The 25,583-nt window shown below is 68.4% G+C and carries 22 protein-coding genes; 13 read left to right on the top strand and 9 right to left on the bottom strand.

Features of this window, described 5'->3' with window-relative positions; translation table 11 throughout:
- Position 1: 1 nt before the first annotated feature.
- The 4 genes from nadC (at position 2) to DIZ26_RS32105 (ending at position 3,675) form a co-directional block, all read left to right on the top strand.
- Positions 2–856, top strand: coding sequence for a carboxylating nicotinate-nucleotide diphosphorylase (gene nadC, locus DIZ26_RS32120; protein WP_112248317.1), 855 nt, complete (start codon positions 2–4; stop codon positions 854–856).
- Complete coding sequence (locus DIZ26_RS32115) at positions 856–1,614, top strand: type III pantothenate kinase (protein WP_112248316.1); 759 nt, start codon at positions 856–858, stop codon at positions 1,612–1,614. The genes nadC and DIZ26_RS32115 overlap by 1 nt, the downstream gene beginning before the upstream one ends.
- A gap of 160 nt (positions 1,615–1,774) precedes the next feature.
- Positions 1,775–2,221: a hypothetical protein gene (locus tag DIZ26_RS32110; protein WP_112248315.1), complete on the top strand. Its 447-nt coding sequence runs from the start codon at positions 1,775–1,777 to the stop codon at positions 2,219–2,221.
- Positions 2,221–3,675, top strand: coding sequence for a multicopper oxidase family protein (locus DIZ26_RS32105; protein ID WP_112248314.1), 1,455 nt, complete (start codon positions 2,221–2,223; stop codon positions 3,673–3,675). Before DIZ26_RS32110 ends, DIZ26_RS32105 begins: the two co-directional genes overlap by 1 nt.
- A gap of 1 nt (position 3,676) precedes the next feature.
- Here the strand turns inward: DIZ26_RS32105 and DIZ26_RS32100 are convergent, their stop codons facing one another.
- On the bottom strand, positions 3,677–4,234 hold the full coding sequence (locus tag DIZ26_RS32100; RefSeq protein ID WP_112248313.1) for a carboxymuconolactone decarboxylase family protein: 558 nt from the start codon (positions 4,232–4,234) through the stop codon (positions 3,677–3,679).
- Positions 4,235–4,379: 145 nt separating this feature from the next.
- Here DIZ26_RS32100 and DIZ26_RS32095 point away from each other — a divergent pair, with 145 nt between their 5' ends.
- On the top strand, positions 4,380–5,666 hold the full coding sequence (locus DIZ26_RS32095) for a hypothetical protein (RefSeq protein WP_112248312.1): 1,287 nt from the start codon (positions 4,380–4,382) through the stop codon (positions 5,664–5,666).
- A gap of 27 nt (positions 5,667–5,693) precedes the next feature.
- A complete protein-coding gene (locus DIZ26_RS32090) occupies positions 5,694–6,947 on the top strand; it encodes a hypothetical protein (protein ID WP_157979876.1) in 1,254 nt (417 codons plus the stop codon).
- On the opposite strand, the gene DIZ26_RS32085 is transcribed toward DIZ26_RS32090, so the two are convergent.
- Entirely contained in the window at positions 6,944–7,345 is a 402-nt protein-coding gene (locus DIZ26_RS32085; RefSeq protein ID WP_112248310.1) for a TIGR03668 family PPOX class F420-dependent oxidoreductase, read from the bottom strand. The two genes, DIZ26_RS32090 and DIZ26_RS32085, sit on opposite strands and share 4 nt — an antisense overlap.
- Before the next feature lie 83 nt (positions 7,346–7,428).
- Here DIZ26_RS32085 and DIZ26_RS32080 point away from each other — a divergent pair, with 83 nt between their 5' ends.
- Entirely contained in the window at positions 7,429–8,712 is a 1,284-nt protein-coding gene (locus tag DIZ26_RS32080; protein ID WP_112248309.1) for a fibronectin type III domain-containing protein, read from the top strand.
- Here the strand turns inward: DIZ26_RS32080 and DIZ26_RS32075 are convergent.
- The 4 genes from DIZ26_RS32075 to DIZ26_RS32060 form a co-directional block, all read right to left on the bottom strand.
- Positions 8,698–9,402, bottom strand: a complete 705-nt coding sequence (locus tag DIZ26_RS32075) for a DedA family protein (protein WP_112248308.1) — start codon at positions 9,400–9,402, stop codon at positions 8,698–8,700. The two genes, DIZ26_RS32080 and DIZ26_RS32075, sit on opposite strands and share 15 nt — an antisense overlap.
- A 46-nt stretch (positions 9,403–9,448) precedes the next feature.
- A complete protein-coding gene (locus DIZ26_RS32070) occupies positions 9,449–10,303 on the bottom strand; it encodes an SPFH domain-containing protein (RefSeq protein WP_112248307.1) in 855 nt (284 codons plus the stop codon).
- On the bottom strand, positions 10,291–10,737 hold the full coding sequence (locus tag DIZ26_RS32065; RefSeq protein WP_112248306.1) for an NfeD family protein: 447 nt from the start codon (positions 10,735–10,737) through the stop codon (positions 10,291–10,293). Before DIZ26_RS32065 ends, DIZ26_RS32070 begins: the two co-directional genes overlap by 13 nt.
- A 70-nt stretch (positions 10,738–10,807) precedes the next feature.
- Positions 10,808–11,392, bottom strand: coding sequence for an ArsR/SmtB family transcription factor (locus DIZ26_RS32060; RefSeq protein WP_157979875.1), 585 nt, complete (start codon positions 11,390–11,392; stop codon positions 10,808–10,810).
- Positions 11,393–11,450: 58 nt separating this feature from the next.
- On the opposite strand from DIZ26_RS32060, the gene DIZ26_RS32055 reads away from it, so the two are divergent.
- The 4 genes from DIZ26_RS32055 to DIZ26_RS32040 all read left to right on the top strand — a co-directional run bounded on the left by DIZ26_RS32055 (position 11,451) and on the right by DIZ26_RS32040 (position 17,698).
- On the top strand, positions 11,451–12,671 hold the full coding sequence (locus DIZ26_RS32055) for an MFS transporter (protein ID WP_112248304.1): 1,221 nt from the start codon (positions 11,451–11,453) through the stop codon (positions 12,669–12,671).
- Between the two features lie 9 nt (positions 12,672–12,680).
- Positions 12,681–14,201: a lysine--tRNA ligase gene (gene lysS / locus DIZ26_RS32050; protein ID WP_112248303.1), complete on the top strand. Its 1,521-nt coding sequence runs from the start codon at positions 12,681–12,683 to the stop codon at positions 14,199–14,201.
- Between the two features lie 274 nt (positions 14,202–14,475).
- Entirely contained in the window at positions 14,476–14,805 is a 330-nt protein-coding gene (locus DIZ26_RS32045) for a histone-like nucleoid-structuring protein Lsr2 (protein ID WP_112248302.1), read from the top strand.
- A gap of 358 nt (positions 14,806–15,163) precedes the next feature.
- A complete protein-coding gene (locus DIZ26_RS32040) occupies positions 15,164–17,698 on the top strand; it encodes an ATP-dependent Clp protease ATP-binding subunit (protein ID WP_112248301.1) in 2,535 nt (844 codons plus the stop codon).
- Positions 17,699–17,843: 145 nt separating this feature from the next.
- Here DIZ26_RS32040 and DIZ26_RS32035 read toward each other — a convergent pair whose 3' ends face one another.
- Positions 17,844–18,239 (bottom strand): hypothetical protein, encoded by a 396-nt coding sequence (locus tag DIZ26_RS32035; RefSeq protein ID WP_157979874.1) that lies wholly within the window; start codon positions 18,237–18,239, stop codon positions 17,844–17,846.
- A 70-nt stretch (positions 18,240–18,309) separates the two neighbouring features.
- Positions 18,310–21,147, bottom strand: coding sequence for a hypothetical protein (locus tag DIZ26_RS32030; RefSeq protein ID WP_112248299.1), 2,838 nt, complete (start codon positions 21,145–21,147; stop codon positions 18,310–18,312).
- Between the two features lie 241 nt (positions 21,148–21,388).
- Here DIZ26_RS32030 and DIZ26_RS32025 point away from each other — a divergent pair, with 241 nt between their 5' ends.
- Together DIZ26_RS32025 and DIZ26_RS32020 are read left to right on the top strand one after the other, a co-directional pair.
- Positions 21,389–23,503 (top strand): kinetoplast-associated-like protein, encoded by a 2,115-nt coding sequence (locus DIZ26_RS32025; protein ID WP_232828747.1) that lies wholly within the window; start codon positions 21,389–21,391, stop codon positions 23,501–23,503.
- A 72-nt stretch (positions 23,504–23,575) separates the two neighbouring features.
- Positions 23,576–24,529, top strand: coding sequence for a coiled-coil domain-containing protein (locus DIZ26_RS32020; RefSeq protein WP_112248297.1), 954 nt, complete (start codon positions 23,576–23,578; stop codon positions 24,527–24,529).
- Positions 24,530–24,685: 156 nt separating this feature from the next.
- Here the strand turns inward: DIZ26_RS32020 and DIZ26_RS32015 are convergent, their stop codons facing one another.
- A complete protein-coding gene (locus DIZ26_RS32015; protein WP_112248719.1) occupies positions 24,686–25,579 on the bottom strand; it encodes an HhH-GPD family protein in 894 nt (297 codons plus the stop codon).
- Between the last annotated feature and the right edge of the window lie 4 nt (positions 25,580–25,583).

The following is a 25,583-nucleotide window of genomic DNA, read 5'->3' as shown; positions in this document are numbered from 1 at the left end:
TATGGATGACACGCTCGACAGGCAATGGGTCGAGGACCTCGTCCGGGCCACCATCGAGGAGGATCTGGCCGGCGGCGTCGACGTCACCACCACGTCGACCGTCGAGGCCGATCAGGTCTCGGTCGCGGAACTCGTGGCGCGCGAGGCCGGCGTCGTGGCCGGGCTGGAGGTCGCCGAGCTGGTGATCCGGCTGGTCGCGGGCAAGGAAGAGGTCGAGATCGAGCATTCCGTCGTGGACGGGGCCGCCGTCAAGGCCGGTGACGTCCTGATGACGGTGCGCGGCAAGACCCGGCAACTGCTGACCGCCGAGCGGACCACGCTCAACCTGCTCTGCCACCTGTCCGGTGTCGCCACGCTGACCCGGCGCTGGGTCGACGCGGTCGAGGGTACCGGTGCGGTCATCCGCGACACCCGCAAGACGATGCCGTTGCTGCGGAGCCTGGAGAAGTACGCCGTACGCTGCGGTGGCGGCAAGAACCACCGGATGGCGCTGTCGGACGCGGCGCTGATCAAGGACAACCACGTGATCGCCGCCGGCGGGGTCGCGGAGGCGTTCCGGCTGGTCCGCAAGGCCTATCCGGAGATCTCCATCGAGGTCGAGGTCGACACGATCGAGGACGCGCTGATCGCGGTCGAGGCGGGCGCCGAGCTGATCCTGCTCGACAACATGGCCGTGCCGCAGCTGCGGGAGGCCGTGCAGAAGGTCGACGGGCGGGCCCGGCTCGAGGCGTCCGGTGGGCTGACCCTGGACGACGCACGCGCGGTCGCCGAGACCGGGGTGGACTACCTCGCGGTCGGAGCCCTCACCCACTCGGCGCCGGTTCTCGACATCGCGATGGACCTGCAGGCTTCCTGATGCTGCTCGCCGTGGCCGTGGAGAACACCAGGACGCTCGTCGGCCTGGTGTTCGAAGGAACGGTCAAGCGGCATTGGTGGGTCGGCACCGACTCACGCCGTACGGCGGACGAGTGGGCCGTTCTCCTCGGTGGTCTCCTGGCCGGCGAGTCGGCGGTGACCGGGGTGGCCGTGTGCTCGGCGGTCCCGAGCGTGCTGCACGAGTTGCGCGACCTGGTCTCCCGGTACTACCCCGACGTACCGAGTGTTGTCGTCGAACCCGGCGTGAAGACCGGGCTTCCCGTGCTCGTCGACAACCCGCGAGAGGTCGGCACGGACCGGATCGCCAACGCTTTGGCGGCGGTTCATTTGTACGGCGCGCCCTGTGTGATCGTCGATTTCGGTACTGCGACGACGGTTGACGTCGTGAGTGCGGCCGGGGCGTTCATCGGGGGTGCGATCGCTCCGGGGATCGAGACCTCCGTCGACGCTCTTGGCGCCGCGGCCGCCCAGCTGCGCCGGGTGGAACTGACCCGGCCGCGCTCGGTCGTTGCCAAGAACACCGTGGAAGCCCTGCAATCAGGTGCGATCTTCGGCTTCGCATCCCTGGTGGACGGTCTGGTCACGCGGATCCTGACCGATCAGGACCTGTCGTCTGCCACGGTCGTTGCCACCGGCGCCCTTTCGTCGCTGATCGTCCCGGAGTCGCAGACCATCACCCGCCACGAGCCTTTTCTGCCCCTGCTCGGGCTGCACCACGCGCATACCCGCAACCACTGATCATTCCGGTCACGTTGCGTCAGCAACCGGATGCGTAGCCACGTCTTGTGCGCCGGGTGGCGCGGGTTCACGATGAGGTGAGCGACCCCCGGACCGAGAGGCTCGGGACTGCGATGGGATCGCGGTCGCAGGGGGCGGGTCGTGGGTCCGGGGGAGGATCATGAAAGCGACATATCGGGTACTGGCCATGCTGATCGCGGCCGGGGTGGTCCTGCAGGCGATGTTCATCGCCTTCGCATGGTTCACGGCTATCAAGGACATGGACGACGGGCTGGTGATCGACAAGAACTACGACGGCAACATCGGGCACACCCTGCACGGGCAGGTCGGGATGATGGTGATCCCGATCCTGGCGCTGCTGTTGCTGATCGTGTCGTTCTTCGCCCATCTCGCGGGCGGCGTGAAGTGGGCGGCGATCGTGTTCGGGCTGGTGGTGCTGCAGATCGTGCTCGCCTTCCTTTCCTTCGCCGCGCCCGCGGTCGGGGCGCTGCACGGGCTGAACGCGTTCGCGGTGCTCGGGACCGCCGCCTACGCGGGCCGGCGGGCCGCCGTACAGATGAAGGTGCCTGAGGCAACGATGGTGCCGGGGGCGGGGGTCACGCCTTAGTGCAGCGACGCAAGCTGATCGCGATCGCCGCCACGGTGGTCGTGCTCGCCCCGATCGCGTGGTTCTGGCAGCGGAGCCTGGTCCCGGACAACCTGTCGCCGATGGCGATGGGGTACGCCGACTACGGCGGCGGGCCGCAGATGGCTGCCGAACATGCCGAGCACGGGCGAGAGCTGACCACGCTGACCGGTCCGGCCGAGCGACGACCCGATGTCGTCGTTCGGCTGGTCGCGCGGAAGGAGCGGTTCGAGATCGCCGGCCGGGGTTCGGTGGAGGGGTACACCCTCAACCACAGCTCGCCCGGGCCCGAGGTCCGTGCCAGGCAAGGCGATCTGGTCGAGGTCACGCTGGTCAACGAATCCGTGAAAGACGGGATGACGCTGCACTGGCACGGGGTCGACGTGCCGGCGGCGGAGGACGGGGTCGCGGGCGTCACGCAGGACGCGGTGATGCCGGGCAAGAGTTTCGTGTACCGATTCGTCGTACGGGACGCGGGGACGTACTGGTACCACTCGCATCAGCAATCGCATGAGCAGGTACGGGACGGGTTGTGGGGACCGCTCGTGGTGACGTCGGCGAAGTCGGGTCGAGATTTGCTGGCGGCGGTGCACACGTACGACAAGATCCGGACGGTCAACGGCGGGTACGGCGAACGTCGTACGGAGGTGGCTCCTGGGACCGCGGTGCGAGTGCGGTTGATCAACACCGACAACGGGCCGATGACGTCGTGGGTCGACGGGGCGCCGTACCAGGTGGTCGCGGTGGACGGCACGGAGGTGAACCAGCCGTCATTGGTGACGGGGAAGTCGGTGCTCGCGACCGCGGGGGGACGCGTCGATCTCTTGCTGACCGTGCCATCCGACGGTACTGCGGTACGCATCGGACTCGGTGGAGGTCCGACGACCCTCGTCGTCGGGCCACGCGGTGGGGTCGCGCCCTCTTCTCCTTCTGCGCCTGCCGATCGGGTCGACCTGCTGTCGTACGGGAAACCGGCGCCGATCGGGTTCGATCCTGAGCACGCGGATCGGCGGTTCGAATACCGGATCGGGCGCCGACTCGGGCTCTACAACGGCAAGCCCGGGTTGTGGTGGACGATCAACGGACATCAGTACCCCGACGTACCGATGTTCGTGGTCGCGCAGGGCGACGTCGTGCGGATGACGGTGCGCAACACCAGCGGCCAGGTGCATCCGATGCACCTGCACGGTCACCACGTCGTCGTACTGTCCCGCAACGGAGTCGCCGCCACCGGCAGCCCGTGGCGAGTGGACTCCCTCAACGTCGAAGACGGCGAAAGCTACGAAATCGCCTTCCTGGCCGACAATCCAGGCATCTGGATGGACCACTGCCACAACCTCCCCCACGCCGCCCAGGGCCTGGTAACCCACCTCATGTACGAAGGCATCACCACCCCCTACCGAATCAACGGCCACACCAAGAACAACCCGGAGTAGGTCAGATCTCCCGGCCGACGGTGAGGGCGGTGACGAGGGTGGGGGGTAGGAGGTCGTGGTACGCCGGGTCGGGGGTGGTGCCGGTGGCGTCGAGGGTTTTGGAGAAGAAGCAGCGGGCGGCGGCTGCGAGGGCTACGTCGAGGGCGTCTTCGTCGGTGAGGCCTGCGGCTTTGAGTTCGTCCACGTCGGCCTGGGTGATCTGGTCGGCCTGGAGGGCGACCTTGCGGGCGAAAGTCATCACGGCGCGGTCGACCGGGTCGGTCGGAGGATCGGTGACGAGGGCTGCTACTTCCTCAGCGGTGAAGAAGTTCTCGGCCAGCACCTGGCCGTGCGCAAGGCTGCAGTAGCTGGATTTCAGCGCGGTCGCGGCGGCCAGAGTCGCCAGCTCGTAGCGGCGCAGGTCCATGGATGCCTTGATCGCGCCGTTGAGCTGCTTCCAGGCGTCGAAGACCGCCGGCCGGGCCGCGAAAGTCCGGACGAAGTTCGGGATGTGCCCGGCAGCGGCCCGGTTCGCCTCGAGAAAACCGTCGTCCGCCCCGGCTGTGCTGATGAATGCCATAACGCCCCCCTTTTCACTGGGTTTCCACAGTGCGCCGCATTGCAGCAAGCTGCAACTTTGTTGTCCTCAGCCCCGAAGTCCTGCAGAATGCCGAAGCCGAGGCCGGTGGGGGAACACGGGCCCGCAGTCATCCTGGGGGATCCCTTTGAAGCGCATCGCCGCCGTTCTGCCTGCCGCCCTGCTTGCGGCCGGCCTCACCGCGCCCGCCGCTGCGGCAGCCGACGACCCCGCGCCGACCAACGTGACGATCGCGTGGAAGGACAGCACGCTCAAGGACGTCCACGTCACCTGGGACGAAGCGACGCCCCAGCCGAACGTGCTGTACTACCGGGCGGCCGGGAGCAGCAAGCGCTACCTGCTCAAGTACCTCGCGGCTGATGCGCCGAACGAAGCCGACATCGCGGCTGTGCTCCTCCCCAGGCAACTCGCGGATGCCGGCACCGACATGAGGCTCGCCACCAAGGAGATCGGCGTTGCCGTCGGCACCCGGGAAGCCGAAACCAGCCCGATGGCTGTTTCTCCCGCCTTCGACACCTTGGGCCCGACCCCGGCAAAGCTGGAGTCGTTCACGATGTCGGGCACCAACGGAATGCAGGTGAAATGGTCCGGCGGAGCCCTCGTCGCCGCTGACGAGACCCCCGGCGACCCGCTGGACCAGCCGGGCGCGGTCCGTTTCCAGCCGCGCTACTACGCGCCCGACAGCAGCCGCACGGTGGATCTCGGCCAGCCGACCGAGGCCAAGCAGCTGAGTTTCACCGCACCCGCCGAACGCATCACCTTCTACGTCTCGGCGACCAACGAATGGTCGACGGCAGCCGCCGGCGCGCAGGTCGCCGTCCGTCCGGGCGAGGTCAAAGCCACCATTCCGACCTGGATGATCGCCCACTACGGCGCCACCATCAAGGGGACCGCGACACCGACGCCGTACCTTCGGCCGGCGATTCTCCAGGCCCGGAACAGCTCGACCAGCGCCTGGTACGTCGTGGGCAGCACCGAGACCACTGGCGACATCGAGTTCCAGTTGGAGCCGTTCTTCGGCACCCGCCAGTACCGGTTGGCTGTCCCGAACTACGCGACCGCGGACACCGCGTACTTCGGCGGTTACAGCGCCCCCGGCACGCTGATGGTGCAGCAGTTCGGCTACGCATCGCCGCTGGAGTACGACGGTCATGTCGTCCTCGGCCAGTCGACGATCATCTACCTCAACCTCTATCCGCCCGTGAACGGCACGGCCGCATTCCAGCGATGGAACGGCAAGACCTGGGTCGGCGCCGGCAGCCTCCCGTTCAAGAACGGTCACGCCGAGGGCCGTCTCAGAGGCACCACCCTCGGCCGGGTCGCCTATCGCTACTACATCCCCGCCAACACCTACAACGGCCTACCCGTCGCCGCCGCCTACACCAAGCAATTCGTCATCACCACCATCCGTTGATCCAGAAGGCCCGAGCAGGAATCCCTTATGAAGAAGACCTCTCTTGTTGTTTTGATGGCCGGCTTGTTGTCTGCCGGTGTGCTTGTCCCCGCGCAGGCGGCAGAGCCGACCGACCCGGCGCCGACGAATGTGCAGATCAGCTGGAAGGACGAGACTTTCCAATTCGTCCACGTCACCTGGGACGAGGACGTGCCGAGGCCGAATCTGGTCTGGGCACGAAAGCCGGGGGCGGCGGCCGCGGCGCCGCTGAGGATGTTGGCCGCGGACGCGCCGAACGAGGTCGATCTGCCGATGACGTCGGTACGGATCGCAGGGTCTCTGCTCGAGATCAGAGTGGCGGCCGGAACAGCGGCAGGAGCGACCGGTCCGGCAGGGCTCTCGCCCGCTTTCGACACCATCGATGCCGGGCGGCCAGTGATCGAGTCGATCCAGCCGTCCGGGACGAGCACCGTGCACGTGACCTGGAAGAAGGGGACGCCGGAGCTCCAGGACACGACACCAGGCGACCCCCTGGATCGCGATCTGCCGACCAGCTTCCAACCGAGCTACCGGCTCCCCGACGGGACAGGGGGCGGCCCGATCGGACCACGCACAGCGAACACCTCGATCACCTTCACCGGACCAAGGCCGCCGTACTACGTCCGGGTCGCGGCGCGCAACGAGTGGGGCGACTACACCAGCTTCTCTGCCGCAGCTGATCCGCTGGCCTACACCACCTCGATCCCGTCCTGGGTGGTTGCGGACAGGTATACGGAGATCCGCGGCACGTTCACCGGGCCCTACGCAGTCAGGGTCACTCTGCAGGCGCGGAATTCAGCGACCAGTCCCTGGTACGCCGTCGAGACTGATGTCTTCGGCGACAATGTCTACAGCTTCAGGGTGGCCAGCCGCGGCACCCGGCAGTACCGCATCGCCTTCGCCAACTCGGTCAAGGAGCCCGACCGGACCGCGTACTTCGGTGGATACAGCGCGCCGAAGACCACGACGACCCAGCAACTGGCCTCGGCCTCCTCGCCGTGGGTCTTCCGCAGTAGCCAACCGGTCGCGTCCCGGCTGGACGTCGCCCCTGCGGTCACCGGTGCAGCGGCTCTGCAGCGGTGGAACGGGAAGACGTGGGTCTTCGTCACCAACGTGGCGATCAAAGCCGGCGTCGGATTCGGCAAGCTGAGCGCGGCGACGGTCGGCACCGTCGCGTACCGGTACTACGTTCCCGCGCACACCTTCAACGGCCTCTCGGTCGCCGCGGCATACAGCCCGAACTTCACCCTGAGGGTGTCCTAGCTGTAGGACCAGCCGGTCCAGTTGTCGATGGTGACTTTGACGAAGGGGCCGGCTGGGGGTGATTCGGCGTACTGCGGGTATTTGGCAGCCAGGGCGTCCAGCGGGCCCGTGTCGTTGATGGTTGCGTGGCCGTTGGCTCGGACCCACCAGAGGTGGGTCCAGTCGGGGGTGTAGTGGTCGCAGAGGACCGCGACCTGCGGGTTGAAGGTGATATTCGCCAGGCGGCGGAGCGAGCGGGTGGTCTTCGGCTTGTGGTCGACGGCGAAGGTCAGGGCGTCCTCGGTCAGCACGAAGGTGATCGGGACGATGTGGGGGCGCAGGTCTTCGCCGGTGGTGGCGAGGAAGGCGCGGTCCGCCGCGGCCAGGCGGCTTCGGCAGGCGGAGGGCCCGAGTATCACGATTCGACCCTACTGGCTGACAGTGGATTGTCAGCACTATGTATGGTCTACGCGGTCCAGCTGTAAAGGTTAGGTGAGACGTGATGCGCAAGGTGCCCGCTGTCGCGTTCGCACTTCTCCTCGGCGCGTCGACGCTGACCGCCTGCTCGTCCGACCCGGTGCCGACCGGCGTGACGATCGGCTGGGCGGACAACACCCATCAGGCGGTCCAGGTCAGCTGGAAGGACTCCGACGCGCCCAACCGGATCACCATCCAGGGCGTGGTGAGCACCAGCCCGTCGTACGTGAAATACCTCGCGGCGAGCGAGCCGAACACCTGGGCGATCCCGGCCTCGGCCTTCCCGCCGGACGGCAACTACAAGGTCGCGGTCGAGATCGGTACGTCGATCGGCGGGGTGACCAGCAAGGCGGCGCTGTCGCCGATGTTCGACACCGACGGCCCGCTGCGTCCGACCGACGCGGTGGCGACGCCGACCGGCAACGACGTGGTGGTCACCTGGAAGGTACCTCCGCCGGAGCCCGACTTCTCCCCGGGCGACCCGCTCGACGTGCCGCGCGGCAGCCAGCTGTACGTCCCGGTCGTCGGTACGGCGGGGCAGCCGTTCCGCGTGGTCGGTCCAGGGACGACCACGACCCGGCAGGTGGTGAAGAACCTGCGGCCGCCGTACTACTTCCAGCTCCGGGCGACCAACGAATGGACCTCGCTGACCGGTGGCGAGATCCTGGGCCGGACGAGTTCCACCTCGCTCGCCGTACCCACGCTGTGGACATTCGGCCTGTCGATGCCGATCCGCGGCCGGACGGTCCAGCAGGAGATCAGCTGCGCCGAAAGCCTGTGCGCTGCGCGGCGGACCAGTTCGGCCGGGCTGCCGGTGGTGCTGCTGGGCCAGAGCAAGGCGGGCGGCCCCTGGGTCCAGGTCGGCCGCAGCGTGACGCAACTGGGCGGGTACTTCGACGTGCGGGTGAACGCGAGCGGAACGAGGAACTTCCGCGCCTACGTGCCGTTGACCAGCCGGGTCGGGAACCTGTCGACGGCGTCCAGCAGCAAGCCCGCTCTGTCGCGGAGCAAGATCCAGATCGCCAGCGCGTTGTACTCCGGCGGCAACGTGCGCAACCGCAACGACGTCGTCACCGCCGTCCTCGCCGTCCGCCCGAACATGAACCAGCAGGCCATCTTCCAGTTCTGGAACGGCAAGGCCTGGGTCAGCATCAAGCAGACCCCGATCAAGAACGGCCGGGCCGCTCTGGCGTTCCGGGCCACCCGGCCGGGCATGTTCGCCTACCGGTTCCTGGTGCCGAACACGCAGTACCTCGGGATGGCGGTCTACGGAACCGCCACCGGCAGCCTGGTACTACGCGTCCGCTGAGGTCTCCGCGTCGTCCGGCTGCACCTGGGCCGGAACCGGCACGGCCTCGACGAGCATCGGCCCGCTGGGCGCCTCGACCCGGCGCCGCCGGAGCTTGAGGACGACGTACGCCGCGACGGCGACGACCGCGATCGCGACCAGGGCCCAGACCGACACCTGGCCGAAGATCTTGTCCGCGTTGTCGCCGACCTTGTACGCCACCACGCCGATCGTGGTCGACCAGGCGATGCCACCGGCCGCGTTGGCCGCGAGGAACCGCGGGTACGGCATCCGGAGCATGCCGGCCATCGGGCCCGCGAAGATGCGCAGCAGCGCCACGAACCGGCCGAAGAACACGGTCCAGACGCCGTACTTGTGGAAGTACTTCTCCGCCTTGGCGATCCGGTCCTCGGAGAAGTGGTGGAACCGCCGGCCGAGCCGCTCGAACAGGCTGCGACCGGCCTTGCGCCCGATGAAGTAGCCGATCGAGTCGCCGATGATCGCACCGGCCGCGGCGGCGCCGATCACGAAGTAGATGTTCAGGTTGCCCTGGGACGCCAGCAGCGCCGCCGCGACCAGGGTGGTCTCACCCGGGAGCGGCACCCCCATGCTCTCGACGCCGATGACGAGTCCGACCACCAGATACGCGACGATCGCGATCCCGCCGGTCGGGATCGCGATGGCCAGTGCGTGCAGAGTAGTTGCCCCCATGCCGCCATCCTTTCATCCGGAGGCAACCAGTTACTTCACACTTTCGTTAATCCCGGGGGATTTCAGGGTTCGTTCCGTTGAAGGCCTTCGTCACGTTCTGTAGTGCCGAGGTGACCTCGGACGGAATCACCCAGAAGGTGTTGCCCGGTCCCTTCGCCAGTTCGGGCAGCATCTGCAGGTACTGGTAGGCGAGCAGTTTGGGGTCGGGATCGTTGCGGTGGATCGCCTCGAAGACCGTGTCGATCGCCTTCGCCTGCCCCTCGGCGCGCAGGATCGCCGCCTGCCGGTCACCTTCCGCGGTCAGGATCCGCGCCTGCCGCTGCCCCTCGGCGGTGAGGATGGTGGCCCGCTTCTCCCGGTCCGCCCGCATCTGCTTCTCCATCGACTCCTTGATCGACACCGGCGGATCGATCGCCTTCAGCTCGACCCGGTTGACCCGGATGCCCCACTTGCCGGACGCCTCGTCCAGCACGCCGCGCAGCGTCGAGTTGATGTGCTCGCGCGAGGTCAGCGTCTTCTCCAGGTCCATGCTGCCGATCACGTTCCGCAGCGTGGTCACGGTGAGCTGCTCGATCGCCTGGATGTAGTTGAAGATCTCGTACGCCGCGGCGCGCGGGTCCGTGACCTGGAAGTACAGCACCGTGTCGATGTCCACCACCAGGTTGTCCTCGGTGATCACCGAGCGCGGCTCGAACGAAACCACCTGCTCGCGCAGGTCGATCAGCGCCCGGGGCCGGTCGATGAACGGGATGACGACGTTCAGGCCCGGCTCGAGGGTGCGCAGGTAGCGGCCCAGGCGCTCCACGTTGCTGGCTCTGGCCTGCGGCACGATCCGCACCGTTCGCAGTACGAGCACGACAGCCAGCAGAGCGACGACCAGTCCGACGATCAGTTCGGCCATGGATCCTCCCGGGGATGGACAAGGGCGGTCGCGCCCTCGATTGCGAAGACGTCGACGGTGGTCCCGGCCGGGATCAGCAGATCGGGGTCGTAGGACCGGGCGGACCACTCCTCGCCGCCGATCCGGACCCGCCCCGGCTCACGGCCGACGGCACTCAGGACGACGGCCTCCCGGCCGATCAGCGCGGCCACTCCGGTCCGCAACTGGGGATGCGAGCTGAGGTGCCGGCGCGCGACCGGCCGCACCAGCGTGATCATCGCGCCGGCCGCGAGGGCGAACGCCAGCAACTGCAGGCCGGTGCCCAGTCCGATCGCGGCCACCCCGGCGGCGGCCAGGGCCGCGACGGCGAGCAGCAGCAGGTCGAGGGTGGCCGTCATCAACTCGGTGATGCCGAGGACGGCGGCAATCGTCAACCACAGAAGCCAGGACTGCATGCGATCACCTACGCGGCGGAGTACCTCTTACTTCGACGGTACGCCCGCGCGGGCGATTGTGTCCTAACAGTCAGGTTTCTTCCGGCGGCTTCCCGACCGGTACGACGGCCAGCAGGGTGCTCACCTGGCGCGTACCGGCCGGATGGTTGGTGGCGGTGCGAGCCCGGCGGTAGCGCTCGATCACCTCGGTCAGTTCCTTGCCGAGCTTCTCGGCCTCGGCCTTGGTGAGCCACAAGCGGGTGCGGGACATCATGCTCAGCTCGTCCCACGGGTCGTCGCCGGACATCTGTTCGAACTGCTCGATCAGCCGGTTCACGTTCGTCCGCATCATCGCCTGGCTGGCCAGCCGGCCCGAACCGGTGGACTGCGACGAGATCACCAGGCTCTGCGCGGGGGCCCGCCAGGGCCGCTCGCGGCCGTCGGCGGAGGTGTCGGCGCGCTCGATGATGCCCCAGCGCGACAGGGCCCGCAGGTGGTAGCTGGTCGCCGACGGGGTCAGCCCGGCGAGCTCGGCGCACTCGGTCGCGGTCAGCACCTTGCCGCCGTACAGCTCGTCGATGATCCGCTGCCGGGCCGGGTGGGCCAGGGCGCGGATCGCCCGCGGGTCGGTCAGTACCACGCGCTTCTTCACCGCGCGCTTGTTCTTCGGGGCCACGGCGACAGCGTAGCGGGTTGCTTGACGGATCAGAATATGAAGCATTAACTTCATAACTATGAAGCAAGTACTTCACGTTTCGATCTGGTCGTACCGCGACATCCGGCTGGTGCTGCCCGCCCGGGCGGTCTCGTACGCCGGCGACTCGATCGCTCTGGTCGCCCTGATGCTGCGGATCTCCGACCACGGCGGAGCCGCCGCGATCACCGCGCTGCTGCTGGCCTTCGCCGTACCGACGGTCGCGATGATCCCCTTCGCGGGCCGGATCGTGGACAGCTGTGACTCCCGCACGGTGCTGGTGTGGGCATCGATCCTGCAGGCGGCAGCCGGAGTCGGCCTCGCCTTCTGCAACGGCCTGGTGGCGACGTTGGCGCTCGTCTGCGTACTCCAACTCGGCCAGGCGGTGGCGGGACCGGCGTGGGGAGCCTTGATTCCGCGGATCGTGGGCGAGGAACGGGTCGGCCGCTCGACCGGCGCGAGCCAGGCGCTGATCGGCGTCGCGACGCTGGCCGGCTCGGGGCTGGGCGGCGTACTGGTGGGCTGGTCCGCCAGAGGTGCGCTGCTGGTGAATGCCTCGACCTTCGCCGGACTCGCACTGATAGCCGGGCTGGTGAGGACCCGTCGCCGTCCGGAGCCGGGCGTGGTGCGCGAGCGTGGCTCGATGACCGCCGGACTGCGGAGCATCTTCGCGGACGACCTGCTCAGGATCCTCGTGCCCTCGCTGTGGGTCTTCATCCTCGTCGGCGAGGCGGTCAACATCGTCGAGGTGTTCCTGATCACCGACGACCTCGGCCTCGGCCCGACCGGGTACGGCGTGGTGCTGGCCGCTCAGGGGGCCGGAGCGATCGCCGGTGCCTGGCTCACCGGTCGATTGAAGGACGACCTGGACCGCTCGCGAGCCGTCCTGCTGGGGATGGCCGGCATCGGCGTCTCCTGCGTCGTGATGGGACTGGCCAGAAACGTCGTAGTGCTGCTGATCGGGGCGGTCGCCATCGGCCTTGCCAGCGGAATGCTCAACGCCGCCGTCAGCACACTCCTGGTGACCAGGACCGCGGAAGAGCGCCGCGGCCGCGTCATCGCCGCCCTCAGCGGTACCGCTCGCGCTTGCAGTCTGCTGGCACTCCTCCTCGGCGGCGCCGCGGGAGCTGTGCTGGGAACACGGCCGACCTTCGTGACGGCTGGTGGGTTGGCAGCGGTCGCCGCCGTCGCGGCCGGCGTACTGGTGCTGCGGAGCAGGCTGTGGACAAAGGATTCGGCTGCGGAGGCGCTCAGTCACTAGCCTTTGGGCATGACTGACGCACGCGAGACCCCGGTGAACCCCAACAGCGGGCAGGACGACCTGCCCGAGCAGATGCGGGTCCGCCGGGAGAAGCGTGACCGGCTGCTGGCCGAGGGGGTGCAGCCCTACCCGATCTCGGTCGAGCGAACGCACCTGCTCAAGGAGCTCCGCGAGCGGTACGACGCCCAGGAGCTGGAGCCCGACACCAGGACCGGCGAGCAGGTGGCGGTGGCCGGCCGGGTGATCTTCCTGCGCAACACCGGCAAGCTCTGCTTCGTCCGGCTGCGCGAGGGCGACGGCACGGAGCTACAGGTGATGCTGTCGCTGGCCGACCTCGGCGAGGAGGAGCTGGCCCGGTTCAAGGCGCTGGTCGACATCGGCGACCTGCTGGCCGTCCAGGGCGAGGTCATCACCAGCCGCCGCGGCGAGCTGTCCGTGCAGGCGACGGCCTGGCAGATGGCGGCCAAGACGCTCCGGCCGCTGCCGAACGAGCACACCCCGCTGAGCGAGGAGTCACGCGTCCGGCTGCGCTACGTCGACCTGATCGTCCGCCCGGAGGCCCGCGACATGGTCCGGACCAAGGCGACGGTGCTGAAGTCGCTGCGGTCCACCTTCGACGCGCAGGGCTTCGTCGAGGTGGAGACGCCGGTCCTGCAGCTGACCAACGGCGGGGCGGCGGCCCGGCCGTTCCGGACCCACCTGAACGCCTTCGACCAGGACATGCTGCTGCGGATCGCGCTCGAGCTCGATCTCAAGCGGGCCATGATCGGCGGCGTCGACCGGGTCTACGAGATCGGCCGGACGTTCCGCAACGAAGGCCTGGACTCCACCCATGCCGCGGAATTCTCGATGATCGAGGCATATCAGGCCTACGGCGACTACAACACCATGAAGACATTGCTGCGCGATCTGATCCTGAATGCCGGTGAAGCGCTCGGTCGCACGGTGGTGACCGCACGTGACGGTTCGGAGATCGACCTGACCGCGCCATGGCGCGAGGCGACAGTATTCGAGCTGATCTCGGACGCGGTCGGTGAAGCGGTCGACGTGAGCACCGACGCGGCCGTGCTGAAGAAGCTGGCCGAGCAGCACCAGGTCGAGTTGCAACCGGGCTGGAATGCCGGCGAGATCGCGCTGGAACTGTACGAGAAGCTGGTCGAGCACACCTTGATCCAGCCGACCTTCGTGACCGACTATCCGGCCGCGGTCCGGCCGTTGGCCAAGCCGCATCGCCGGATCGAGGGCCTTGTCGAGGCATTCGACCTGATCATCAACGGGGTCGAACTGGCGCCGGCGTACTCGGAATTGAACGACCCGGTGATCCAGCGGGAACGCCTGGTGGCACAGTCGTTGCTGGCCGCGGCCGGCGATCCCGAGGCGATGGACCTGGACGAGGATTTCCTCCGCGCGATGGAGTTCGGCATGCCGCCGGCCGGTGGACTCGGAATGGGTCTGGACCGGTTGGTGATGTTGTTCACCGGTGCCGGTATCCGGGAGACGATTCTGTTCCCGCTGCTCCGGCCGGAGTGAGAAGTTTCGGCCCCGGGGATCTGTTGCATAGCACAACCATCGGCCAAATCCATTCCCCGGGTCCGATTTCTTCGTACGTCGTCGGCGAAGCCGCGTGAATACCCATCGTCACGACGGATGCGCTGCGTCGATCGGTTTGGAGGGTTTAGTCACATCTTTACCCTCCATTCCGCCTGTTGAATGACAGCGAACCGGTTTGTGCGGTACAAATCAGGGTGCAACTAATCGGCAGGGGGATTGTGCCCGTTGACGGGCGCGGAAAGGACTGTCAGCGATGGCGCAAAGGGTTCAGGTGGTTCTCGAGGACGATCTCGACGGCGGTAAGGCCGACGAGACCGTGACATTCGGTCTGGACGGTTCGACGTACGAGATCGACCTGTCCAAGAAGAACGCCGCCAAGTTGCGCGACGCCCTCGCCGGATACGTCGGCGCCGGTCGCCGGGTGGCCGGCCGCCGGGGCAGCGCCGGGCGCACGCGGGGACGGGGCCGGTCCGCGACCGACTCCGCCGATATCCGCGCCTGGGCCAAGGAAAATGGCTACGAGGTGAGCGAGCGCGGCCGGATCTCGGCCGAAGTACGGGCGGCGTACAACGACGCGAAGTAATTCCACTCCACTCACGTCCCCGTACCACGGACTGCCGGTCCCGGTGCCAGCGATTGGCATCGGGACCGTCCGCATTCCGGCCGTTTCACAGTGTGGACACAGTTCGGGACTCGTGCCGGAATCGGTGCCTGACCGGACAACGAAGGTGACGAATTCGCTGGTGGCGAACACCGGGCGCGCCGGGAACACCGGAGCGGCCGCGGAGGTTGTTCCCTTGTGATCCCCACTCCACGGCCGTACCGGAGGTGGTGGCGTGTTCGCTGAGAGCGAGCCTGTCGGTGCCGGGGACTAGCATGCATGTACGGGGGTCGGGCAACACGGCACGTCCGACTCCTCTGAGGCAAGGAGCGCTTTGGCGATGTTTGAACGATTTACGGACCGCGCCCGTCGGGTAGTCGTCCTGGCTCAAGAAGAGGCCAGGATGCTCAGCCACAACTACATCGGGACCGAGCACATCCTGCTCGGCCTGATCCACGAGGGTGAGGGTGTCGCCGCCAAGGCTCTCGAGAGCCTGGGTATCTCGCTGGAGGCTGTCCGCTCTCAGGTCGAGGAAATCATCGGCCAGGGACAGCAGGCTCCGAGTGGGCACATCCCGTTCACCCCACGCGCCAAGAAGGTTCTGGAGCTCTCCCTGCGTGAGGCCCTGCAACTGGGCCACAACTACATCGGCACCGAGCACATCCTGCTCGGCCTCATCCGCGAGGGTGAGGGCGTCGCCGCGCAGGTCCTGGTCAAGCTCGGTGCGGACCTGAACAAGGTCCGGCAGCAGGTCATCCAGCTGCTGAGCGGGTACCAGGGCAAGGAGACGCAGTCGGCTGGTGCACCTGCGGAGGGTGCCCCCAGCAGCTCCTTGGTGCTCGACCAGTTCGGCCGGAACTACACCCAGTCGGCCCGCGAATCGAAACTCGACCCGGTGATCGGGCGCGAGATGGAGATCGAGCGGGTCATGCAGGTGCTGTCCCGGCGGACCAAGAACAACCCCGTCCTGATCGGTGAGCCCGGTGTCGGCAAGACCGCGATCGTGGAGGGTCTGGCCCAGCAGATCGTCCGCGGCGACGTGCCGGAGACCCTCAAGGACAAGCAGATCTACTCCCTCGACCTGGGTGCCCTGGTGGCCGGTTCGCGCTACCGCGGTGACTTCGAGGAGCGGCTCAAGAAGGTGCTCAAGGAGATCCGCACCCGCGGCGACATCGTGCTGTTCATCGACGAGATCCACACCCTCGTCGGGGCCGGTGCGGCCGAGGGAGCGATCGACGCGGCGAGCATCCTGAAGCCGATGCTGGCTCGCGGTGAGCTGCAGACCATCGGCGCCACCACCCTCGACGAGTACCGCAAGTACGTCGAGAAGGACGCCGCCCTGGAGCGCCGGTTCCAGCCGATCCAGGTCGCCGAGCCCTCGATCGCGCACACGATCGAGATCCTCAAGGGCCTGCGCGACCGCTACGAGGCGCACCACCGGGTGACCATCACCGATGCCGCCCTGGTCAACGCCGCGCAGCTGGCCGACCGCTACATCTCCGACCGGTTCCTGCCCGACAAGGCGATCGACCTGATCGACGAGGCCGGTGCCCGGTTGCGGATCCGCCGGATGACGGCTCCGCCGGACCTGCGGGAGTTCGACGAGAAGATCGCGAACGTCCGCCGGGAGAAGGAGTCGGCGATCGACGCCCAGGACTTCGAGCGGGCGGCTTCTCTGCGCGACGACGAGAAGAAGCTGATCAACGCGAAGGCCGAGCGGGAGAAGCAGTGGAAGGCCGGCGACATGGACGTCGTCGCCGAGGTCGACGAGGAGCTGATCGCCGAGGTGCTGAGCACCGCGACCGGGATCCCCGTCTTCAAGCTGACCGAGGAGGAGTCCTCGCGGCTGCTGGACATGGAGAAGGAGCTGGCCAAGCGCTACATCGGCCAGGAGGACGCGGTGAAGGCGCTGTCGCGCTCGATCCGGCGTACTCGCGCCGGTCTGAAGGACCCGCGCCGGCCGAGCGGCTCGTTCATCTTCGCCGGTCCGTCCGGTGTCGGTAAGACCGAGCTGTCCAAGGCGCTGACCGAGTTCCTGTTCGGCGACGAGAGCGCGCTGATCAGCCTCGACATGTCGGAGTACTCGGAGAAGCACACGGCCTCGCGGCTGTTCGGCTCGCCTCCTGGGTACGTCGGCTACGAAGAGGGCGGCCAGCTGACCGAGAAGGTCCGCCGCAAGCCGTTCAGCGTGGTGCTGTTCGACGAGGTGGAGAAGGCCCACCCGGACATCTTCAACTCGTTGCTGCAGATCCTGGACGAAGGTCGCCTGACCGACGCCCAGGGCCGCGTGGTCGACTTCAAGAACACGGTCATCATCATGACCACGAACCTCGGCACCAGGGACATCGCCAAGGCGGTCAGCCTCGGCTTCTCCCAGGCCAGCGACGTCGGCGGTTCGTACGAGAAGATGAAGGCGAAGGTCACCGAGGAGCTCAAGCAGCACTTCCGGCCCGAGTTCCTGAACCGCGTCGACGAGATCGTGGTCTTCCACCAGCACGGCAAGGAAGAGATCGTCAAGATCGTCGACCTGATGGTCGGGCAGGTGGAGGAGCGGCTCAAGGACAAGGACATGGGCATCGAGCTCACCCCGGCGGCGAAGGCTTTGGTCGCCGAGCGTGGCTTCGACCCGGTCCTGGGTGCTCGCCCGCTGCGTCGCGCGCTGCAGCGTGACGTGGAGGACGTGCTGGCCGAGAAGATCCTGTTCGGGGAACTGCGCCCGGGCCAGATCGTGCTCGTCGACGTGGCCCCTGAGGGCACCGTGAACGAGGACGGCCTGCGGGAGTACTTCACCTTCACCGGCACCCAGAAGGCTCCCAACCCGGACCTGGAGCTGACCGAAATCGCCGGCGGCCCCTCCGGCCTCCAGGACAGCTGACAGCAAGACCTGGCAAGCAAGAGCCCCGCGGACCTCAGGTCCGCGGGGCTCTTCGCTGTCCACGCTGGGGGGCGGCGTCGGCGGGTGTGGCCGGGGTTGGCGGGTGTGACGGGGGCGGGGGCAGCTGGGTGCGGGGGGATTGGGGTCAGTGGGTTTGGCGGAGGTGGGTGATGGTGGTTTGGAGGGACTCCGTGGTGGGGGTGGTGGGATGCGGGCGGTCGGCGATCAGTTGGGCCGAGACGCTGAGAATCCAGGTGAGGCCGGTGGCGATGGCGACGGCTGGGCCTGGACCGGGCCAGACGTCGCTGAGGGCGTCCAGGGTGGTCGCCTGCCAACTGCCGGCGACGAAGATGAGGGCGATGACTCCGGTGATTGCCGTGGCGGCCTGAGCGGCCGGTCCTGGGCGCAGGGACAGCGCTATGGCCGAGGCGATCAAACCGGCCAGCCAGGCCAGGAGGAGCGACGGCTGGACCTCGAAACCGAGTTGCCAGACCGATTCGCCCAGCCGTCGGCTGTACGTCCACGGCAGAAGCAACGTCACCCCTGACGCCAACGACGTCAAAAGCGTGACTGTGGCGAACCAGCGGTGCTGCCTGCTCGCGAGAGTCTGCTCAACAAGGTCGAGCCGCCGATTGAGTTCCTCGTCCGGCGGCAAAGGGTGAGCCGGCGCAGCACTCATCGCGGCGGCTCCAGTTCGACGACGTCGTTGCCGAGTCGAAGTACAGGGCGGTGTCGATCACGGTGACGTCGTCGGCTGCCTGTGGGACTCCCTGGGCCGGCCCGGCGACGACGGTGACTCTGCCTGGTCCATCCACACGGACCAGTTCGCTGCCGTCGTACCCCCAGAGCTTTCCGTCCGGTCCGGTGAACCAGTCGCCGTCGGTGGTCCACTGGTCCGGTCTGCCGGCGGACGCCACGGGCCAGCCGGTCGCCTCGCCGCCGAACAACTTGGTGGATCTGCCGGATCTGTTGACCAGCAGCAGTTGCTCGTCGATCACCATGGCGACGTCCCCCGATGCGAGCTGGACCAACCCCTTCTGCCGAAGCGAACCACTGACCTTGACCCGGCTCACCTCCCGCCCGGGACCGTAGAAGTCGTAGAGACCGCCACCGATCGCCCTGACCAGCCGATCGCCCGCAGCCGCAGCGAATTCGCCTTGCGGGTCAGGAACGTCCGGACCCCGCAGAACGGTCGCCCTACCGCCAGCAAGATGCACTGCCGCCTCGTCCCCCGACGCGCGCGACACTGTCCACCAGAGACCGCCCCGCCCATCAGGAGCCCACACACGCGCGGAGCTGGGCACCGCTAGCCGCAGCAGCCGTCCACGGGAGTCCAACGCCAGTTCCGTGTTCGTCCCCGACGTCGCCTTGCCCACCACGCCCTCTGCTGTCACAGGCGGATCGGCAACCGGCACAGGAGGCAGCAACCTCACGCTGTACGGCGTACTGCCGCTCGCCGCCTTCCTGCGATCACAGCGCGGCTCGGGTTCAGGCAACACCGGGTACGACGAAGCGGAGGCGGCCGCGTCGGGGATCTCCAGGACCTGATCGCCACCACCCGGCGAAACGCCCAGCAGCATTGACCCGTCCGGCCTGGCCTCCATGCTGTCCACCTGCGTCACAGGGCCGGGCAGTTGCCGCAGCAACCCGTCGGGCGTCAGTACTGCGGTAGGTGAGCTGCCGCCGAGCCACAGATTCCCCCGCACGTCGACAGCAAACGAATCGACCGTGAGTGAGGAACTGGCCGCGTCGGAACTCAGCCGGCAACCGGCCGGAGCAATCCCGGTCACCTCCTGCGGCTGCCCGCCTCGCCGGAGCAGAGCCAGCCCCGTCTCGCTGTTACGCCACGCTGTGGTGCCGTCCGGTCCGCTGGAGACGCTGTTTCCGGCTGCGCCCGGTCCAGGGGCGACCAGGAACTGCGTGAGGTCCATTCCGGCCCGCAACTGGTTCGCGGGGATCTGCCAGGTGGAGGTGGCGCCCCAGACGACGATCGAGCGATCCGCGTTCCGATGCGTCAACGCCGGACCGACGCCAGTTGCGTAGATGTCGACGCCAGGCGTCACGTAGAGGGTGCCGTCCGGGTTGGTGTGGCTGAGGCTGACATCCGCCGCCACCAGGTTCAGCGGAACGGCCAGCAAGGCCCAGCGCTTCTGAGCAGCTCCGCCGGCCAGCATGAGCAGCTTGTCGTCGGCGACACCGAGCAGAGCCGGCGGTGTGACCCCATGGCTGAGTGCGACCCTCGGCAAGGCGAAGCCGTCGCGGTACTCGAACACGGTCGACCCCTCGGAGCCGGTTCGGCCAAGCAACCACTCACCCGGCGTACCGTCCAGCCTGGCCGCGATCGAGTCCAGTGGGTCGGAGGTACCGATCGCGACCCGCATCCCCAGCCGGTCGACGAGTTGGCCACCGTGCAGGTCCAGTAGCGGGTGCGGAACCCCTGCGACCACCTGCGGTTCGTACTGCGGTGCTGCCGCGGCTGGTGCCACCAGGCCGGCTGCAGTAGCGACCAACCCGGCAACGAGGACGGCCGCAACGCGCAGGGCCCGCCCGCGGGACTGACGGCGTACGGAGAGAGCGGTGGTGGTCAGCGCGAAGGCTAGAAGGAGTACGCCGATTGCAAGGGCCAGCCAGGCTCCCAGGCCGGGGCGGTAGCCGACGCCGTCGGAGAGCCTCGCTGGGAGGCGCAGGAGAGCTGCGAGGACTCCGGTGACGGCCAGGCAGCCGGTGGCGACCGCTGCCGTTCGTAGTACGGGAAGAAAGGCCCCGGGACGTACGAGGGCGAGTATGGCGGCTGCGAGAGTGGCTGTTGCGCAAGCGGCGAGAGCTAGAGCCCAGGTGGATGCGTACGGCAGGTCCCAGAGTTGGGCACGGGCGAGGCCCGCCTCGGCGCCTGCCGGGCCGATCGACACCGGGTCGATCAGCTCGCGCCAGGGGAGCACGGTGGAGAGCAGCAGGAGTGCGGCGAGCGTTCCGGCGACGGTCGGAGCGATCGGCGTACAGGCTGGGACGTCGGTTTGTGTGGTGAGCCGGACGAAGATTTCTCGCAATTCGGACTGGTTGAGCGGTCCGGCGGAAGAATCTTCGGCGACGTCCTGGAGTAGCGGCCGGGGTGCCTGCGTACGGATCGCCCACCAGGCCGCGACCGCTGCTGCGAGGGTGCCGCAGGTGACGATGCCGATCACAGCCGGTGAGGTGGAGCAGCCCGTCCGCCCTTGGCCGGTCAGGCCGATCCAGGCCGTCGCGGTGATGACAGCGAGTCCGGTCGCGCCCCATCCCCGGACCTGCTGCCGATAGCGGAAGTGGTCCGCAGCAAGGCGATCCGCGAGCACCAGGGCGAGCATGGCGATCGGCAGCACGAGGGCAGCGCCGCGACCGTCGACCGGCTGGGTGGTTGCCCGCCAGAGATAACAGTCTGTGCCCGTCGGACCCGGAACCAGGACGGACAACACGGCCCCGACAGCGAGACACGCGAGCGTCGCACTCTGCCACGGCGTACGTCGTAAGGTCCTTCGATGCCGGAGCTCTTCGGTCCGTAACAGAGCCGCCGCTGCCGTCGATTCAGTGGGAAGATCGCGCAGCGGCATGAAAAGAAGTTACCCGTCGCCGGATGTGGCTCGTTGTAAGAGCATGACTGCGTCTAGTGGACCCGGACTGTTGGAGAGGGGGTCGGAGATGGAATCATCTCGTCGCATGGACGCCCCGCGTCTGCCGTTGACCCAGGAACCGGTCCCCGACGCCGGTTCCTTTGGCGTGCGGCAAGCGGGTGGCGTGCTGGAGCGGGCGCAGCGGATCGCCGACACCCTGCGCGAGCAGGCGGAGTACGAGAACGACACCGCGCTGGCCCAGGCGGAGCGGATCCGGGTCGAGTCGGAGCGGGTGCGCGAAGAGGCCGAGCAGGCCGCGCAGAAGCTGCGAGCCGATGCGGCCGCGGCCGCCGAGCGGTTGCTGAAGGACGCCGAGCGCGCCGCCGAGCAGCTCCGCGACGAATCCCAGCAAGAAGCCGAGCAGCTACGTACGACGTCGGAGCAGCGAGCCGAGCAACTCCGCATCGAATCGGAGCAACAAGCCGAGCAACTCCGGGTCGAATCCGAGCGGCGAGCCGAGCAGCTTCGCAGCGAGTCCGAGCAGGCCGCGCAGCAGCTTCGGAGTGAGTCCGAGGCCCGGGCGGATCAGGTGCGGGCAGATGCCGCGGAACGCGCCGAGCGCCTCCGGGCCGAATCCGAAAGCACCGCCGAGAAGCTCCGGACCGAGTCCGAGGCAGCCGCCGCGAAGCTGAAGGCCGACTCCGAGGCCGAGGCCGAGCGGGTGCGGACCGACTCCGAGGCCGAAGCCGAGCGGGTCCGGGCTGCGGCGGAAGCCGAAGCGGAGCGGGTCACGCGGGAAGCGAACGCGGCCGCCGAGACGTTGCGGGCCGAAGCCCAAGCAGCCGCGGACGAATTGCGAGCCGACTCCCAGACCGCCGCCGCGCGCCGGATCGCCGAGGCCGAGGCAGAGGCGGGCCGGCTGAAGGAAGATGCCGACGAGCTGCTCGAAGAAGCGCGCCTTGCCCGGGAGGCCGCGCAGCAGACCGTCGAGCGGGCCAGCCGGGAAGCACAGCAACTGGTTGCCGATGCCGGCGAGCAGGCGCGGCTGGTGTCCCAGGCCGCCGTCCAGACCGAGGCCGACCTGATCGCCCGCGCCGAGGCCGAGGCGAACGAACTGCGCACCAAGGTCGAGCGTGAGGCCGAGGCCGCTCGCGAGCGGTCCCGGGCCGAGATCGCCGAGGCCCACGCCGAGATCGAGCGCCTCCGCGGCGAGAACCGCTCCGAGCTGGAACGCCGGACCGCCGAGCTGGAGGAGACCGAGCGGGCCAAGCTCGCGGCCATCACGCTCGAGATCGACAAACTCCGCACCGCCGCTCTCGAAGACATCGCCGAGCAGAAGGCCGAGGCCGAAGCCGCCAACGAGCGCCTGATGGCCGATGCCCGCGCGCAGGCGAAGCTCGTCGTGGACAGCATCGAGGCAGACCGGCGTACGGCGTCCGGCGAGGCGCAGCGGATCGTCGAGGACGCGAACCGGGCCGCCGAAGCCGCGCTGGCCGAGGCCGAGAAGCAAACCGCGTGGAGCAAGAAGACTGTCGACGAACTCGTCGCCGCGGCCGAGCAGGAAGCCCAGACCATCCGCGAGCAGGCCGCCGCCGAGGTCGCCCAGCTGGCCAAGGAGAAGCGTGCCCACCTGCGCCGGGTGATCAGCCGCTCGACGAGCCGGCTGCGCGACACCCAGGCCACGGTCGCCAAGGAGCTCGAGGACGCCCAGCGCGCGGCCGCCAAGCAGAACGCCGAGCTGACCGCCCGGGCCGAGGCCCTGCTGGCGGACGCGACCCAGCAGGCCGAGCGGCTGACCTCGCAGGCGCAAGCCAAGGCGGACCGGCTCAAGGCGGCCGCCGCCGTGGAGGCCCAGGAGATCGTCGAGCGGGCCACCCGCCGCGAGGCCGAGGCCGAAGCCAGCACCCAGGTACTGCGCGAGCGCGCGGCGACCGATCTCGCCGCGGCCCAGCGGCAGTCCCACGAACTCATCCGCAAGTCCCGCGCCGAGGCCCAGCAGCTCGAGGCGCAGGCCCGCGAGCACGCCGACGAGCTGCGCGCGCAGGCCCGTAAACTTCTCGCCGACGCCGAGGCGAGGGTCGCGGCGCTGAACCAGCGCCGTGACGAGATCACCAAGGAGCTCACCCAGCTTTCGGGTGTGATCGAGGCACTCGCTGTACCGGGGTTCCGCCCAGGTGGTGGAATGTCCGTCAACGAGGGTTCCACGGGGGAATCAGGATGAGGACGTGACAGTCAGATCCTTGTCAGTGACAATGTGTGATCCACCCACCCACCGAAGTGAGCATCAGAAGACATGAGCAGTGAAGCCCCAACCCCGTTCCGCACCGTTCTGCGTGGCTACGAGCCTGCCCAGGTGGACCAGCACGTTCGTGAGCTGACCACCTCGCTGACCGCGCTGCAGCAGCAGTCCGAGCAGCTGCAGCGGCACGTGCAGGAGCTGCAGAGCCGGACGGACGCCGCCGAATCGGCCGTCATCTCCGCCCAGGAGGAGAGCAAGGACCGCGCCCCGACGTTCACCGAGTTCGGTGAGCGGGTCGCCAAGATCCTGTCGCTCGCCGACGACGAGGCCCGCGACCTGGTCACCCGGGCCCGGACCGACGCCGAGGCGATCGTCGCCGACGCCGAGGCGCACGCCAAGAAGGTCCGCAAGGAGGCCGAGCAGTACTCCCTGGACTGGAAGAGCGAGGTCGACGCCGAGGCTGCCCGCATCCTCGAGGAGGCCCGGACCCAGGCCGACGACATGCGCGACGAGGCCGAGCGCGACGCGACTGCCCGTCGCAGCGAGGCCCAGGCGCTGTACGAGCAGGAGCGCGCCAAGTCCGCCCAGGCCGCGGCCGCCTTCGAGACCACCCTGGCCGAGCGCCGCGGCAAGGTCGAGCAGGAGTTCGCCGCCCGGACGGCACTGGCCGAGCAGCAGCTGGCGGCGGTCACCGACCGTGCGGCCCAGGTGCAGCGCGAGGCCGACCGGTCCCGCTCCGAGGCGGAGCGCCTGGCCCAGCAGCAGCTGGCCGACGCCAACCGTCAGGCCCAGGAGATCGTCGCCGCCGCGAAGGACAAGTCCGAGCGGATCCGCGCCGAGTCCGAGCGTGAGCTCGCGGCCGCGACGCAGCGTCGCGACAGCATCAACGCGCAGCTGACCAACGTCCGGCAGATGCTGGCCACGTTGTCCGGCAGCCCGGCGATGCCGCTGGACCTGCTCACCGACGACGCCGACGAGGCGACGGCGAACAGCAGCAAGAAGAACTGAGCACCACCCGCTGAGGCCGGCCGGGGTCCCGAACCCCAGGCCGGCTTCCAGCACGTCTCCAACCGGGAAGGCGATCGCTCTCCGTGCCATCGCAGCTGTAGCGCGAAGTGCGGATTCGAGAGCCGGAGTGCACCGTGCCGGCGGACGGCGGCGCGGCTACGCCGGTAGGCGGTAGCGCTGGCGAGGTAGTGGGTCCACCAGGCCGTCTGCGACCAGGCCGTCGAGGGCACGTTCACGCTGGGCTTGTTCGGGCCAGCAAGCGTCTAGGTCAGCCTTCGGCACCGGGCCGGTGGCGGCACGAAGTACGGCGAGCAGGCGGCCGCGGACCTGACGGTCGGTGCCTTCGTAGGTCTGCCCTTTGCGTGGCGGCCCGTCGTACGGCGGACTGCCGGCAAGCACCCACGCGCAGCGGCTGCGGATAGGACACTCGGTACAGCGCGGCGACCGGGCTGTGCACACCAGTGCACCCAGTTCCATCGTGGCGACCGCCCAGCGCGCGGCAGTGGGCTCGTCATCCGGCAGCGCTGCCACAGCAAGCCTCTGATCTGCCGCAGTAGGCGAGATGCTCGGCTGCGCACTTCCCGTCAGAGCTCGAGCGAACACACGACGTACGTTCGTGTCCACCACCGCGTGCCGCTGCCCATACGCGAACGAAGCGATCGCGGCGGCTGTATACGTCCCCACCCCAGGCAGCGCGAGCAGCGCAGCATGGTCATCGGGTACTACGCCGCCGTGCTGCTCCACAATCGCCCTGGCAGCCGCGTGTAGCCGGAGAGCGCGTCTTGGGTACCCCAGCCGGTCCCAGGCGCGCACAGCCTCTCCTGGCGGCTCTGCAGCCAGATCCGCCGGCTTCGGCCACCGCTCCATCCACACCCGGTACGCCGGGAGCACGCGGGCGACCGGTGTCTGTTGCAGCATGAACTCGCTGACCATCACGGCCCACGCGCCCGCGTCCGGCTCTCGCCAGGGCAGCGAGCGGGCGTTACCGGCGTACCAGTGCAGGACGGGCTCGTGCAGGGCTGATGCGTGGGGGAGCGGCGAGTCTGACATGTCG

Source organism: Kribbella monticola (genome assembly GCF_003261635.1).
GTDB classification, from domain to species: domain Bacteria; phylum Actinomycetota; class Actinomycetes; order Propionibacteriales; family Kribbellaceae; genus Kribbella; species Kribbella monticola.
This window is presented reverse-complemented; position numbering and strand designations above follow the sequence as displayed.

What these genes read in the sequence shown, in the direction of transcription:
- DIZ26_RS32115 (WP_112248316.1), top strand. Translation starts at nt 856, where the DNA reads ATGCTGCTCGCCGTGGCCGTGGAGAACACCAGGACGCTCGTCGGCCTG.
- DIZ26_RS32110 (WP_112248315.1), top strand. Translation starts at nt 1,775, where the DNA reads ATGAAAGCGACATATCGGGTACTGGCCATGCTGATCGCGGCCGGGGTG.
- DIZ26_RS32015 (WP_112248719.1), bottom strand. Translation starts at nt 25,579, where the DNA reads ATGTCAGACTCGCCGCTCCCCCACGCATCAGCCCTGCACGAGCCCGTC.
- DIZ26_RS32080 (WP_112248309.1), top strand. Translation starts at nt 7,429, where the DNA reads ATGCGCAAGGTGCCCGCTGTCGCGTTCGCACTTCTCCTCGGCGCGTCG.
- DIZ26_RS32045 (WP_112248302.1), top strand. Translation starts at nt 14,476, where the DNA reads ATGGCGCAAAGGGTTCAGGTGGTTCTCGAGGACGATCTCGACGGCGGT.
- DIZ26_RS32075 (WP_112248308.1), bottom strand. Translation starts at nt 9,402, where the DNA reads ATGGGGGCAACTACTCTGCACGCACTGGCCATCGCGATCCCGACCGGC.
- DIZ26_RS32070 (WP_112248307.1), bottom strand. Translation starts at nt 10,303, where the DNA reads ATGGCCGAACTGATCGTCGGACTGGTCGTCGCTCTGCTGGCTGTCGTG.
- DIZ26_RS32025 (WP_232828747.1), top strand. Translation starts at nt 21,389, where the DNA reads ATGGACGCCCCGCGTCTGCCGTTGACCCAGGAACCGGTCCCCGACGCC.
- lysS (WP_112248303.1), top strand. Translation starts at nt 12,681, where the DNA reads ATGACTGACGCACGCGAGACCCCGGTGAACCCCAACAGCGGGCAGGAC.
- nadC (WP_112248317.1), top strand. Translation starts at nt 2, where the DNA reads ATGGATGACACGCTCGACAGGCAATGGGTCGAGGACCTCGTCCGGGCC.
- DIZ26_RS32065 (WP_112248306.1), bottom strand. Translation starts at nt 10,737, where the DNA reads ATGCAGTCCTGGCTTCTGTGGTTGACGATTGCCGCCGTCCTCGGCATC.
- DIZ26_RS32040 (WP_112248301.1), top strand. Translation starts at nt 15,164, where the DNA reads ATGTTTGAACGATTTACGGACCGCGCCCGTCGGGTAGTCGTCCTGGCT.
- DIZ26_RS32090 (WP_157979876.1), top strand. Translation starts at nt 5,694, where the DNA reads ATGAAGAAGACCTCTCTTGTTGTTTTGATGGCCGGCTTGTTGTCTGCC.
- DIZ26_RS32020 (WP_112248297.1), top strand. Translation starts at nt 23,576, where the DNA reads ATGAGCAGTGAAGCCCCAACCCCGTTCCGCACCGTTCTGCGTGGCTAC.
- DIZ26_RS32055 (WP_112248304.1), top strand. Translation starts at nt 11,451, where the DNA reads ATGAAGCAAGTACTTCACGTTTCGATCTGGTCGTACCGCGACATCCGG.
- DIZ26_RS32100 (WP_112248313.1), bottom strand. Translation starts at nt 4,234, where the DNA reads ATGGCATTCATCAGCACAGCCGGGGCGGACGACGGTTTTCTCGAGGCG.